The 12,885-nt window shown below is 68.3% G+C and carries 12 protein-coding genes; 2 read left to right on the top strand and 10 right to left on the bottom strand.

Annotated elements, in window-relative coordinates; all coding sequences use genetic code 11:
• Nucleotides 1–594 precede the first annotated feature (594 nt).
• The 3 genes from QZZ29_RS11505 to QZZ29_RS11495 all read right to left on the bottom strand — a co-directional run bounded on the left by QZZ29_RS11505 (nt 595) and on the right by QZZ29_RS11495 (nt 5,881).
• Nucleotides 595–1,722, bottom strand: coding sequence for an EAL domain-containing protein (locus tag QZZ29_RS11505; protein ID WP_291383422.1), 1,128 nt, complete (start codon nt 1,720–1,722; stop codon nt 595–597).
• A gap of 383 nt (nt 1,723–2,105) precedes the next feature.
• Complete coding sequence (locus QZZ29_RS11500) at nt 2,106–4,328, bottom strand: ATP-dependent DNA helicase RecG (protein WP_291383424.1); 2,223 nt, start codon at nt 4,326–4,328, stop codon at nt 2,106–2,108.
• Between the two features lie 5 nt (nt 4,329–4,333).
• Nucleotides 4,334–5,881, bottom strand: a complete 1,548-nt coding sequence (locus QZZ29_RS11495) for a DAK2 domain-containing protein (RefSeq protein ID WP_291383420.1) — start codon at nt 5,879–5,881, stop codon at nt 4,334–4,336.
• Between the two features lie 160 nt (nt 5,882–6,041).
• Between QZZ29_RS11495 and rpmB the strand changes: the two genes are divergently transcribed.
• Nucleotides 6,042–6,233: a 50S ribosomal protein L28 gene (gene rpmB, locus QZZ29_RS11490; protein WP_291383418.1), complete on the top strand. Its 192-nt coding sequence runs from the start codon at nt 6,042–6,044 to the stop codon at nt 6,231–6,233.
• Nucleotides 6,234–6,321: 88 nt separating this feature from the next.
• Here rpmB and QZZ29_RS11485 read toward each other — a convergent pair whose 3' ends face one another.
• The 3 genes from QZZ29_RS11485 to QZZ29_RS11475 are packed head-to-tail and all read right to left on the bottom strand — an operon-like array spanning nt 6,322 to nt 8,765.
• Nucleotides 6,322–7,281, bottom strand: a complete 960-nt coding sequence (locus QZZ29_RS11485; RefSeq protein ID WP_291383416.1) for a patatin-like phospholipase family protein — start codon at nt 7,279–7,281, stop codon at nt 6,322–6,324.
• A 40-nt stretch (nt 7,282–7,321) separates the two neighbouring features.
• Complete coding sequence (locus QZZ29_RS11480) at nt 7,322–8,263, bottom strand: thiamine-phosphate kinase (protein ID WP_291383414.1); 942 nt, start codon at nt 8,261–8,263, stop codon at nt 7,322–7,324.
• 1 nt (nt 8,264) lies between these two features.
• Nucleotides 8,265–8,765, bottom strand: coding sequence for a hypothetical protein (locus QZZ29_RS11475; protein ID WP_291383413.1), 501 nt, complete (start codon nt 8,763–8,765; stop codon nt 8,265–8,267).
• 84 nt (nt 8,766–8,849) lie between these two features.
• Between QZZ29_RS11475 and QZZ29_RS11470 the strand changes: the two genes are divergently transcribed.
• On the top strand, nt 8,850–9,308 hold the full coding sequence (locus tag QZZ29_RS11470) for a DUF3515 family protein (RefSeq protein WP_291383412.1): 459 nt from the start codon (nt 8,850–8,852) through the stop codon (nt 9,306–9,308).
• A 2-nt stretch (nt 9,309–9,310) separates the two neighbouring features.
• On the opposite strand, the gene QZZ29_RS11465 is transcribed toward QZZ29_RS11470, so the two are convergent.
• From QZZ29_RS11465 to QZZ29_RS11450, 4 genes are all read right to left on the bottom strand, one after another.
• Complete coding sequence (locus QZZ29_RS11465; protein WP_291383411.1) at nt 9,311–9,985, bottom strand: SDR family NAD(P)-dependent oxidoreductase; 675 nt, start codon at nt 9,983–9,985, stop codon at nt 9,311–9,313.
• An 84-nt stretch (nt 9,986–10,069) separates the two neighbouring features.
• Complete coding sequence (locus QZZ29_RS11460) at nt 10,070–11,164, bottom strand: D-alanine--D-alanine ligase family protein (RefSeq protein WP_291383409.1); 1,095 nt, start codon at nt 11,162–11,164, stop codon at nt 10,070–10,072.
• Nucleotides 11,161–12,159: an NAD(P)H-dependent glycerol-3-phosphate dehydrogenase gene (locus tag QZZ29_RS11455; protein ID WP_291383407.1), complete on the bottom strand. Its 999-nt coding sequence runs from the start codon at nt 12,157–12,159 to the stop codon at nt 11,161–11,163. The genes QZZ29_RS11460 and QZZ29_RS11455 overlap by 4 nt, the downstream gene beginning before the upstream one ends.
• Nucleotides 12,159–12,884 carry a lysophospholipid acyltransferase family protein gene (locus tag QZZ29_RS11450; RefSeq protein ID WP_291383406.1) on the bottom strand — a complete coding sequence of 242 codons (726 nt, stop codon included), beginning with the start codon at nt 12,882–12,884 and terminating at the stop codon, nt 12,159–12,161. Before QZZ29_RS11450 ends, QZZ29_RS11455 begins: the two co-directional genes overlap by 1 nt.
• Nucleotide 12,885: the final 1 nt, after the last annotated feature.

Genomic DNA, 12,885 nt, shown 5'->3' with positions numbered 1-12,885 from the left:
TCCCATAATGGACATCCTCTCTTACAAGGTGTCCACCAAACCGGGGCAAAGCCAGCATCGGGATAAGTGGAGTCGGTCGCTGCGTCGGCACCCGCAGTAGGCGGCACCACCACGGGCATCAGCGCCAACCCCACCTCAATGGCACGCCACGCCCCCGCCGTAGTTCCCCCCGTCACCTTCGACACCATCTGCCCGGCGTTACCGAACCCCTGCCGACGTGCCAAACCACCCCCCGGCAGGTCCGGTGCGGAACAACGTGCAATCTCCCCCGCGAAGCGTGCCTGCAACGTGCCCGTCACGCGCCCCAACCTCGCCACAGCATCGTGCACCGCCAACAAATCACCCTGCAACAGGTCTGACACATCACGACGCGCCAACTCCCCCACCAGGGAACTCACCCGCTCGATCTCCGCCGCCTCAATAGCCACAAGAACAGTCAACCAGAAACATCAGACACACACCTACCAGGCACAACACCCTGTGGAAAGCCCACACCACAACGACCCGGGCACGACGCCCGGAAGGCAGGCGGGCGGTGACGCCCGCCCAGCAACCGCGCACTGCGACCAGTCACGCCACCAACGTCCCGAGGAACTACGCCCAGGAATCCGTGCCCGACCGGCGACTCGTCGCGGGAGCCATGTCTCGACGCCCCCAATCAACCGCGTCCGGCGCATCGGGAAAACCGAGGTAATAGCCCTGACCCAGGGAACAGCCAAGCGCCGCCAGCGCCCTCAACTGCTCCGGCGTCTCGATTCCCTCGGCAATGGTCAGTGCCCCGAGCGAGTGCGCCATCTGCACTATCGCGCCAACCAGGGAGTGGCTCTTGGGGTCGGTTCCCATCGAAGCCACAAACGATCGGTCGATCTTGATGATGTCGATGGGGAAATCGGCCAAGTATGCCAGCGACGATTGACCCGTGCCGAAGTCATCGACCGCAATCGTGATACCAAGTTCTCGCGCCGCACGAAGGAACGTGAGCGCACTTTGTGGATCCTCGATGATCGCGGTCTCCGTGATCTCGAGGCCCAACTGGAACCGTTCGGTTGCGTCAGCTGGGACGAGTCGTACCAGGTCCGCAAGGAACGCGGGGTCGCTCAATTGCACGGTGGAGACGTTGACGGTCATCAGCAGGCCAGGGCGCCCATGGCCGACCCAATAGTGGGCCTGATCGACCGCCTGGTGGAGCACCTGCCTTCCCACCGCCGTGATGACTCCGGCCCGCTCCGCCTCGGGAATGAACCGGTGCGGCGGAATTTCCCTGCCCTTCGAGTCGCGCCAACGACACAGCGCCTCGAAGCCGACCACCTGGCCATCCGTCAGGTCGATCAACGGCTGATAATGCACGCGGATCTGATGAAACCGCACCGCGGCGCGCAAACGCTGCGCGACGTACAGGTCGCGCGCCACCATGTCGAGTGAACGCGAATCGGACCTGGCAAGAAATGCGGCCACGCATCCCACAAGAACGAAGAGCGCAAGCCTCACCAACCAGCCTCCGAGCGTCTGATGCTCGTGACCAGGTATGGACGACGGCATCCAAGGACCCACGGCCAAACCGGCAACGGCGCCTGCGAGCGCGGCGGCTTTGACTCCGTGTCTGATCGCCACATAGAGAATCGGAATGTAAAACAGATGGCCCAGGGTGGTGGGGGCTCCGCCTCTCATGGCGATCAGGATCGTCAAGGCCGCGGTCATGACTGAGAACAGCAGCGTGCTCACGATCGGCGTGGAATCTGGCCCGGCACGCGCGCGCGCAAGGTGAGGGAGGGAGGCCTCCCTGTCGCCAGACGGGCGCCGTCGAAGGAGAAGGATGAGCGTCAGCAGCCTCGACCTCACGGGCACCCCATCTCGCCATTTTCGAAAAGCGCCTGATTCTTACCTTATCGGCCGGGGCATGAGGTTGTTGAGGCGCGTCGTGGGCAAATCCGCCCTCAACGCAAGAAAGCGGCCCCCGAAGCAGCCGCCTCATCTTGTGGAGTCCTGAGCTAACAGGGTTCTCCTTGTTAGCGACGGGGCCTCATTCAGCCGATTTGCCAAGCGACGTCTTCCCCGCAGGACGAAAAGAACGCCCACGACGACCCTCCGACCGACTTTGCCAACTTTCAGGTTCGCTCCAAGAACTCCTCACGCTCCCCGAGCCACACGGCAATCGCCTGCGCCAAAGCGGGGCTCTGCGCAAGGGTCGGGTCACGGTCGACCAGCCCGCGTGCGTCGTCGCGCGCCACCCCCAGCACGTCCGCGTCGCGGAGCACCCGCAGCAGCCGGAGCGAGTTGCGCCCGCCGGATTGCGCCGCACCCAGCACATCCCCCTCTCGGCGCAGTTCAAGGTCCTTCTCAGCAAGGGCGAAGCCGTCGCTGGTCGACGCGACCGCGGTGAGTCGTTCAAGCGACGGAGTGCCTTCTTGAGCATGGGTCACCAACAGGCACAGCCCAGGCTCGCTCGCACGGCCCACTCGGCCCCTCAACTGGTGCAACTGCGAGATCCCAAAGTGTTCGGCATCGAGCACCACCATGGTGCTCGCCTGCGGCACGTCCACACCCACCTCGATCACCGTGGTCGACACGAGAATGGGGGTGGCGCCGTCGACAAAGGCGGCCATGGCGGCGTCCTTCTGCTCACCGGTGAGCCGACCGTGCATCTCGCCGATGCCGATGCCCTCCAGCGCCGGCAGGTGACGTAGCCGTTCGGCGACATCCACCACAGCTTCGAGCGGCGGTCGCGCCGCCGCGGCAGGCTCCTCGCCCGCCTCGAGCGCCCGCGGATCCTCGTCCACGGGGTCCGGTTCGGCGTCGTCCTCCGGCTGGTCGCCCTCGATGCGCGGGCACACCACGTATGCCCGCCTGCCCGCATCGATCTCCTCGCGCATGCGCTGCCAGATGCGACTCATCCATGCGGAGTTGTCCGCCGGGACCACGTGGGTCACGGTCTCGGCGCGCCCGGCCGGCCGCTCGGTCAGCACCGACGTCTCGAGGTCCCCAAACACCGTCATGGCGACCGTGCGCGGGATGGGCGTCGCGGTCATCACCAGCGTGTGCGGAACGCTCGTGCCGCGAGCGCGCAACTGGTCGCGCTGCTCCACGCCAAAGCGGTGCTGCTCGTCGACCACCACCAGGCCCAGGTCCGCGAACTGCACGGTGTCGCTCAGCAGCGCGTGCGTGCCCACCACGATTCCGGCGGCTCCCGAGGCGGCGTCCGCGAGCGCCTGCCGTTTGCGGGCCGCACCCTGAGAGCCGGTGAGGAGCGCCACGCGAGTGGCGCCATCCGCGCCGCCCAGCGTCCCTCCGTCGGCGAGAGGGCCCAGCAGGTCGCGAAGCGTGCGTTCGTGCTGGGCGGCCAGCACCTCGGTGGGCGCGAGCAGCGCCGCCTGGCCCCCGGCATCGACCACCGCGAGCATGGCCCTCAGCGCCACCACGGTCTTGCCGGCGCCCACGTCGCCTTGGAGCAGGCGCAGCATCGGGGTCGCGCGCTCAAGGTCGGCCGAGATCTCCCGACCCACCTCGATCTGGCCCTGGGTCAGGGGGAAAGGCACGCGCGCGTCGAAGGCCTCCAGCAGGCCGCCGCCCGCCGCCGCCCGAGGGACCGCCGAATGCGACTCGCGATCCGCACGGCGCCTGGCAAGCGCGGTCTGAAGCACCAGCGCCTCCTCGTACTTCAGCCGATGCTGGGAGCGCTTGACGTGGTCAAGGTCATCCGGCACGTGCACCCCACGCAACGCCTCGAGCAGCGTCGGCAGGCGGTGGAGGTCCCTCAAGGGCTGGGGAATCGGGTCGGGAACGTCGGCCTCGGTGAGCGGGTCAAGGACGGTGCGCACGGATCGGCCGATGCGCCACGTGGGCACGGACGCGGCGGCGGGATAGATGGGGATGGGACGCGACGCCTCGATCGTCGCCTCTTCCGCATCGGCGGCGTCCAGGCCGACGATGAGGTAGTCCGGGTGCACCAGCTGCCGCCGCCCGCGGTAGTCGCCCACCGTGCCCGTGAACAGCCCGGTGCGGCCCGCGCGCAGCTTGTCCTCGTGCATCCTCAGCACGCCCGTGCGCTTGGCAAAGAACGTGAGCTGCAGCGTGTCGCGCCCGTCCGTCACGATCGCCTCCAGCATGGCGCCGCCGCGCGACCGCATCGGGCGCACCGTGGTCGAGCGGACCTCCGCCATGACGGTCACGTGCTCGCCGAGCCTGAGCGCACCCATGTCCGTGAGCTCCCCGGGAATCCCATACCGGCGCGGGTAATGCCTCAGCAGGTCCTCGACAGTCATCAGGCCGAGTTTGGCGAGCGATCCCGACGTGCGAGAGCCGAGCACCGTGGCCAGCGACTCCTCGAGCACGTCGCTCACGCGCCCCTCTCCACGCCCAGCAGCACTCCCGGCCACACATGGCCACCCTGGTAGACATTCACATCCGCCTGGGGACAGATGGCCTCCGCTGAGAGGCGGACCGAGTCCGCAGTGGCGTCCGAGACGCCCAGGGCGAAGACCAGGGTGATCACCTCGGTGTCGGGACGAAGAAGCCGGTCGGCGTCGTCATCGATCGCATCGGGACTCGATCTCGCCACGTCGCAGCGCAACACGGCGTCGCGCATCACGTCGGCGAGCGGCTCACCCGGGGTGACGGTTGCGCCCGCCGCAATGGCCGCGATGACCTGCGCCTCGTGCTGCGCGGGCAACACCACCACGTCCCCCGCGCCCTTGCGTCCCGCGAGTTCCTCCGCGGCCGCATACAACTGCTCGTTCCCTGCGGCTATCACCACGCCACGCGCCGATGCCTGGCGCACGGCCCGACGCAACTCTCGCCTCTTGAGCCGGGTCGGGTCGGGGACCACCAGGACGACCGCTCCGGCGTCGGCCAGCGGCGCCGCGAGCCCCGGGCACGACGTCAGCGCGACCATGCCGGTGCCGTACCCGGGCTCACTGGGCTCACGCGCGTCGCCCAGCGCGATGGCGCTCACCAGAATCTGCCGCGCACTGTGGGCGATGCCCTGCTCAACCGCTTCGTCGGGCACATTGGTATGGACGTGGGCGTGCACCAGCCCGTGGCTCTCGGTCACCGCCACCGAGTCACCCAATGCGGCCAGCGCTTGGGCGAGATTGTGGTCCTGGGCCGCGGCGCCGCTGGCGCCCCGCGGCGGAGCGACCCCCACAAACATGACCTCGTAGGCGCCGCCAGCATCGTGATGCTCGTGGTGTACCGGAACCGCCACCACTCCCTTGCCGGTCGACGCGAGTTCCCACTCGACATATTCGAGGCCCTGCAGAGCGTCGCTGCCCGCCAAGGTCTCGGCCAGCATCTCCAGTTGGAGCACCAACCCCGCGGCCCCGGCGTCGACCACACCGGCCGCGCGGGCGGCGGGAAGTTCATCGCTTGTCGAGCGCAGCGCGGCGCGGGCCGACGTCACGGCGGCGACAATCACCTCGTTGCGATGTGCTCGGGCCGCCACCGCCGCCGCGGCACCATGCGAGGCCGCCTGGGCTACCGACAGGATAGTTCCCTCGACGGGTGCCCCCACGGCGGCGTACGCCGCATCGGCCGCCTCCTGCAGTGCCCTGGCGATCGAGGCGGGCCTGGCGCTGCTCAGCCCGCCAGCCTGGTCCACGTGCTTGAGGAAGGCGCTGAGGTACTGCGACACGATCACGCCCGAGTTGCCGCGGGCTCCCAGGAGCGCGCCGCGCGCGAAAGCCGCCACTACCTCGCGGTGGCTCGCACTCGGCGGCAGCTTGGCGACGGCACGATTGCCCTCTTGCAGCGTCAGATACATGTTGGTGCCCGTGTCGGAGTCCGGCACCGGGAACACGTTGATGGCGTCGAGTCGGCCGCGCGCCCGTTTGATCGCGTGCGCGCCGGAGGCCAGCCAGTGGCGCAGTTCGTGCGACTCGGCCGGCATGGTCCTCCTGTGCTCTCGATCGGACGCCCCTGAGGGCGCCGCTCCTGATTGGCAATCCGGGTCCTTCTCGGATACCCTAGTGCGGTTGCCCGGACGCGGGCATTCAACCTGGCGCGACCTTGATGAGGTACCGCGCGCTCAAGACTCTAGGAGAACCATCGTGGCAGCCAATTGCGACGTTTGTGGCAAGGGCCCGTCCTTCGGGCACTCCATTTCCCACTCGCACCGCCGGACCAAGCGCCGCTGGAACCCGAACATCCAGCGCGTGCGCGCGGTGGTGGCCGGTAGCCCCAAGCGCCTCAACGTGTGCACCTCATGCCTCAAGGCCGGCAAGGTTGTGCGCAACGTCTGAGTGAGATTCTCTCACCCCATACCGGGCGTCTTCCACTGCGGAAGGCGCCCGTGGTGTTTTCCAGGCGAGAGGTTTCAGGCGCCCGATGCTACGAGGGCGGCGCCGATGCCTCGTCCCAGGCGTCGAAGACGGCAATGGCGCGCTTGCGTCCCAGTGCGATGAGCTCTTTGGCACGGTGAAAGTCCAGAGTTCCGCACGCGTCGACCGGGATGTCGATCTGCACGTCTGGCGGGTACGCTGCGAGTCGGTACCGCATGACGGCGTCCTGCATCAGGTGCAACGAGCGGTCCACCACATCGAGGGCGCTCAGGTCGATGGTTCGCGCTTCGGGTGCGGACTTCGCCGCGCCTTCGGGCTTGTCTCGGCTCTGGAGCAACGCGCGAACGGTCGGTTCAAGCACATCCGGTAGCGACGAGAGCTTGAACCTGGGCAGGCGCCCTCCACTTCCCGGTTCGGGCGGCGGTCCGGGACGATTCCCGGCCGTTCCGGAAAGATTGACGGCGATGATCGCGTCGGAATGCACGTTGGCCAAAGGCGTCACGGGTACGGGGTTCAGTAGCCCGCCGTCGGCCAAGACCATGCCGTTCTTGACGAGCGGAGTGAACACGGACGGAATAGCGATGGAGCCGCGAATGGCGTCGATCATGGGCCCGGAGGTGAACCAGATCTCGCGTTCGCTCACCAGGTCCACCGCGATGGCGGTGTACGGGATGCGGGCGTCCTCGATGTTGAGGTCGCCCAAGTGGTCGTTGACTTTGGACATCACCTTGGAGGCGCGCAATAGGCCAGCGCCGCCCACCGAGACGTCCATGAGACGGATGACATCCCTGCGCCCAAGCCCGACCACCCAGTCGCGGTAGCTCTCCATCCCGCCGGCGACATACAGGCCGCCGATCACGGCGCCCATCGAACTGCCAGCGATGCCGACAATCTCCCAGCCGCGCGCCTCGATCTCCTCGATCACGCCGATGTGCGCGTAGCCTCGCGCGCCTCCCGAACCGAGCGCGAGTGCCACTCGGCGCGGCTTGTCCCCGCGGTCCTTGCTCACGCTCCCAGGTTAGCCGCGCCCCCGCGCGTGGCGCGCCACATCACGCGCCGAAGTGATCCCAGCCCAGCGCATCGGGAATCGCGCCGTCCAGTCGCACTCCCTGATACCCGTCGGTCACCACGCCCACCTGCGTCCATCCGTCCGGCAGGAACGCGCCCGCGGGGAAGGTTGCCAGGAGGCAGTGGTCCTCGCCGCCCGTCAGAGCCCATGCGAGGGCACCGACGCCAAGCACACGCCCGGCCTCGGTCGCGGCGGGGTGCACTGGCACGGAGGCGCTCTCGATATCGAGACCCGCCTCCGACGCCCTCGCCATGCGTCCAGCGTCGCGCAGCAGCCCGTCGGAAACGTCCATCATCGCGGTGGCCCCGCGCAGCGCCGCCTCGAGGCCGGCGCCGATGAGGGGTCGAGGGCGAAGAAACAGCCCGATGGCCTCGAGCCCCTCCCCGGTTCCGGCCGTCAGCAGGGCCAGTCCCGCAGCCGCCGCGCCCAGGGGCGCCGACACCGCGACGATGTCGCCCGGCGCGGCATCGGCACGGGTGACGGGTTCCACGCCGTGGGTCTCGCCGAGGGCAGTCACCGAAATCGCGATCTCGCTCGCCCCCGACAGGTCGCCGCCCACCACGCCGACGCCGTGCGGCTCGCACGCCTCGCGCAGCCCGTCGGCGAACCCGAGCACCCACTCCACGTCCGTGTCAGGTGGGGCCGCCAGCATCACCTGCAGCGCGGTGGGAACGGCGCCCATCGCGTCGATGTCGACAATGTTCTGCATCGCGGCGCGCCACCCGACGTCGGCGGCGGTGCTCCACTCGCGTCGAAAGTGCCTGCCCTCGATCAGCATGTCGGAGGAGACCACCAGGTTGCCGTCGACGGACAAGACCGCGGCATCGTCACCCGGACCCAGGAGGGCGGCGTCGGTGTCGGGAAGCCGGGGTGCAAAGAGATCGATGAGCGCGTCTTCGCCCATCTCGCCGATGGTGGTCACGTCACTCCTCGAAGCGCACGGTGTACCCGTGCTCGCGGGCGGCATCGATCAGGGAGGGGGCGTTGTGCTCATCCCAGTCCACCGCCGAACGGAACCCGGTCGATGCGCGGCCATCGGAGACGATGTACGCGCGCGCACCCACCGGGCCGGTGCGGGACAGCCTCAGCACTCCCCCGCCGTCGAACGTCACCCACGTGCGCGCGGAGACCACGTTCGACAGGCCGGCGAGCTGCCACTTGCCGTCCTGAACACGGCCGTCGAGCAAGGAGATGCGCCCCGTCGCCAACTCGCCGGAGACCCAGTACGTGCGAGCCGTCACGAGTCCGCCGGCCACCAGCACGGCGACCACCGCGTAGCGAATCCCGCCTTCGAGAATGGCGAATACCGCGACGGCGACGGCGAGGTTGATGATGATCGGGACCGACCAATGCCGAAGCGACGACGGCTTGGGGTACGACTCATGGGGGTTGACAAGCAGCGGCACGGATTCTTCGTTGTTCATGATCTCCCTTGGGTCCCTCACAGACTACCGAGCCGCGCACCCCGCTCGTGATGACTGCCGTCTCGCGCCGCCTAGGCTGGTGCCATGCGTCGTTCACTTCCGTTGCCGGCAGTGATCCTGGTGTGGGCCGTCTCGGGGTGCACCGCTCCCATCGTGGTGGAACCGGCGCCCTACGCTGGCGACCCGGGGTGCGCCGCCGTCATGCTCGGCATCCCCGACGAGGTGGGCGGTCTTCAGCGGCACGAGACGTCGTCACAGGCGACCGCCTCCTATGGCGACGAGCCGCGCATCACCGTCCGATGCGGAGTGGAGGTTCCCGGCCCGTCGAACGAGCGCTGCGTGGCGATCGACACCCCTGCGGCGTCGGCCGACTGGTTGGTGGTGGAGGAGGCCGACGTGTGGCGGGCGACCGCGTTCGGGCGCACTCCCGCGATGGAAGTGGTGATCCCCAAGATGCGTGCCGACCAGGCGGTCGGAGAGATCCTCGCGGTCTTCAGCCCGTCCGCGACGCTGGCCGAGCCTTCTGGCCTGGAGTGCCGCTAGGGCTACTCTCGCCCTTCCTCCAGCGGGATCAGCATCTCGCGGAACGGTCCCGGCGCGGCGTGAAGCGACCAAATCCGCTCCGCGACGTCGTCGATGCCGTTCGGCAGATTGAGCTTGGGGATGCCACCGGGAATGACGAGCTGCGCCACGCGAATTCCCTCGTCCTCGAGCGCGTCGTGCAGCATCTCGCCGTAGGCGCTCTCGGCCGGGAAGGCGATGGACGTGCCCGCAAAGTCGGCACGGGCCTTGACGGACGTGCCGCCGTTGATGAGGACGATGCTGCCGCTGCCCGCCTCACGCATCGCAGGGAGCACGGACCCCACCGCATGCATCAGGCCAAACAGCGAGAACTGCAGTGCCTCGAGGGCGAGCTCCGGAGGGGTCTCCAACACGGGCTTCAGGAAGCTGCGGAACGGCAGCGGGCTGTACTGCAGCACCGTGATGCGTCCCAGTTCGGCGGCCGCGGCTTCGAGCGCGGCGGACAGTTGCGCCGGTTCGAGTACGTCGGCGGCGAAGCCGCGGGCCGTGATTCCCTCGGATGTGAGTTCCTGGGCGAGTCCGTCCAGCTTGGCCTGATCGCGAGAGATCAGCGCAACCGCGAATCCCTCACGTCCGAATCTGCGCGCAACGGCCGCTCCCAGTCCCGGGCCAGCCCCCGCAATGGCGATAGTAGGCATCGTGCCTGCTCCTTCCGTTGACGTCTGCTTCGACCCTATCCCCGTGGGGCGCGCCGAGAGTTCATCGAGCCGCGAGCCCGGGCGTCAGCGCAGTCCGGCGGGCCGCGCCAACGCGGCCTGCATCAGTTCTTCGACGAGGTCGGGGTACGTCATGCCCGAGGCCGCCCACATGCGCGGATACATGCTGGTGGGCGTAAACCCGGGCATGGTATTGATCTCGTTGACCGTGACGGTGCCATCGGGGGCGTAAAACACGTCCACACGCGCGAGGCCCTCCGCCGCGACCGACGCATAGGCGCGCGCCGCGAGGGTCCGGATGTGCGCGGCATCGTCGGCGGGAAGGTCCGCAGGGCAGTCGAGTCGCACGTGAGCCGCGTCAAAGTACTTGGCCTCGAAGTCATAAAACGCGTGGCCACCGCCCGTGACGATCTCCCCCGGCAGCGAGGTGCGCACGCCATCTCGGGCGCCCAGCACGGCAGTCTCGATCTCCCGCCCGCTCATGCCGCGTTCGATCAACACCTTCGGGTCGTGCTTGACGGCGTCGGCCACCGCAGCGTGCAACTGGTCCCAGGAGTCGACGCGCGAGATCCCCATGCTGGAGCCGGCGCGTGCCGGCTTCACAAATACGGGCAGGCCGAGCGCCTCGATCTGCTCTCGCACGGCGTCCGGGGACTCGCCCGGCGCCAACACCACATCGTCCGCCACGGGCAGGCCCTGCGCCCTGAAGGCGGACTTCATGAACTGCTTGTCCATGCCCATGGCGGAGGCCAGCACACCCGACCCGACATAGCGCACATCGAGCAGTTCCATGGCTCCCTGGATGGTGCCGTCCTCGCCCCACGGTCCGTGCAGCAGCGGAAACGCGACATCGACATGTGCCAGTGGAGTCACGGCGCCGCCGCGCTCCTGGCGCCACATCGTGGTGTCCGCGGCCGCGGGCAGCAGCACCCGGTGCTCGCTCGGCACCACGTGAGGCATGCCGTCTTCTGTCTGGGACCACTGGGAGGGGTCATCGCTCTGCAGCGTCCAGGAGCCGTCGCGCCCGATGCCGACCGCCACCACATCCCACCGCTCGCGATCGATCGCGCCCAGCACACCACCGGCCGTCGTGCAGGAGACCTCGTGCTCCGACGAGCGCCCTCCGAAAAGCACCGCGACGGTGCGGCGGGACGCGCTCATAGACCCTCCGCCTTGCGCGGGCGAGCGAGCAACGCGCCCAGCACGGCCTCCTTGGGCTGGCCGTCGTGCAGCATCGCCACCACGGCGTCACAGATCGGAACGTCGACCCCGTGGTCTCGCGCCAGCTCCTGAATCGACTGAGACGTGGTCACGCCCTCGGCGGTGCCGCCCGTGCGCGTGATCGCTTCAGCGAGTTCGGCTCCCCCACCAATGAGCGAGCCCAGCGTGTGGTTGCGCGACAGCGGGGACGCGCAGGTGGCGATCAGGTCCCCCATGCCCGCGAGCCCGAAGAACGTGTCGGGCTTCGCATCAAGCGCGAGACCCAGCCGGGTGATCTCGGCAAGACCCCTGGTCATCACGGTTGCGGTGGAGTTGTGACCGAAGCCCATGCCGTCGGCGATGCCGACGGCAACCGCAATGATGTTCTTGTAGGCGCCGCTGAGCTCCACGCCCATGACGTCGGTGTTGGTGTACGGGCGAAAATAGCCGGACGCGGTCGCGCGAGCGACGGCCTCCGCAGTCGCCTCCGCCTTAGAGGCGACGACGGTGGCGGTGGGCTGCTTGGCCGCGATCTCCTTGGCAAGGTTGGGGCCGGACACCACCACGCGGCGTTCGGGCTCGATGTCCCACGCCTCCCCCAGCACTTGGCTCATGCGCTCATGGCTGCCGCGCTCGATTCCCTTCATGAGGGAAATCACGATCGAGTCGCGACTCACCAAGTCGGCGAAGGGTGTCACGATGGCCCGTACGCGCTGGGACGGTAGCGCCACCGCCACCAATTCCGCGCCGTCCAAGGCGACCACAGCATCGGACGTTCCCGCGACACGCGCGGGCAGGTCAATGCCCGGCAGGAAACGCTCGTTGCGGCGCGTCGCGGCAATCTCCTCCGCCACGGCGGGATCGCGCCCCCACAGAATGACGTCGCAACCGGCGTCGGCCAGCACCGCCGCGAACGTGGTCCCCCACGCTCCGGCGCCCAGCACCGCGGCGCGCACTACGAGGACTTCTTTCGCATGTCGAAGCGCACCTCTGGGGCCTTTTCGCCCCGCATCTCCTCGACCATGGCGGTGAGGGTCTGCATGATGCGTGTGCTTGCCTCACGCAACGCGTCGTTATCGAGCGGCCCGGCGCGCAAGTCGTCCAACTCGATGGGAGGGCCAGCCTTGACCGTGATCTTCTTGCGCGGGAACGGTTTGATGACCTTGCTGTACCGGCCGAGCAGACGGTGTGCGCCCCACTGGGCGACAGGGATCACCGGGACCCCGGTCATCAGCGCCATCCGGGCCGCACCGGTGCGGGCGACCATGGGCCACAGATCGGGATCGCGCGTCAGCGTGCCTTCGGGGAACATGGCTATCACTCCGCCCGAGTCGAGCACCTTGAGACCGCTGTCCACGGCGTCCCTGGCCCGCACCGAGCCGCGATGCACCGGGATCTGGTCGGTCTTGCGCAGGATCATGCCGATCAACGGCAGCTCGAACAGCGGAGACTTCGCCAGGTAGTGGGGCGCGTAGCCGGAGTTGTACAGAAAGTGGGCAAACGTCAGCGGATCGGCATAGGTTACGTGGTTGGAGACGGCGATGAAGCCGCCCTCGGCAGGCATGTCGTTCATGCCATGCCAGTCCTTGCGAGTGGTCAGGTGCAGCACGGAACGGATCACCAGGGCCGCCAGCCGGTACAGTCGACCGCGGGGCTTCCGCAGAGGAATCCTCTTGACCATG

The sequence above is a fragment of the Demequina sp. genome, assembly GCF_016278765.1.
Taxonomy (GTDB): Bacteria; Actinomycetota; Actinomycetes; order Actinomycetales; family Demequinaceae; genus Demequina.
The sequence above is the reverse complement of the archived record's forward strand: the minus strand, read 5'-3'. Positions and strand labels throughout refer to the sequence as shown.

Bases quoted from the DNA above. Each gene is read 5' to 3' on its own strand.
- QZZ29_RS11495 (WP_291383420.1), bottom strand. From the start codon at position 5,881: ATGCCGGCCGAGTCGCACGAACTGCGCCACTGGCTGGCCTCCGGCGCG.
- QZZ29_RS11475 (WP_291383413.1), bottom strand. From the start codon at position 8,765: ATGAACAACGAAGAATCCGTGCCGCTGCTTGTCAACCCCCATGAGTCG.
- QZZ29_RS11470 (WP_291383412.1), top strand. From the start codon at position 8,850: ATGCGTCGTTCACTTCCGTTGCCGGCAGTGATCCTGGTGTGGGCCGTC.
- QZZ29_RS11465 (WP_291383411.1), bottom strand. From the start codon at position 9,985: ATGCCTACTATCGCCATTGCGGGGGCTGGCCCGGGACTGGGAGCGGCC.
- QZZ29_RS11460 (WP_291383409.1), bottom strand. From the start codon at position 11,164: ATGAGCGCGTCCCGCCGCACCGTCGCGGTGCTTTTCGGAGGGCGCTCG.
- QZZ29_RS11450 (WP_291383406.1), bottom strand. From the start codon at position 12,884: ATGGTCAAGAGGATTCCTCTGCGGAAGCCCCGCGGTCGACTGTACCGG.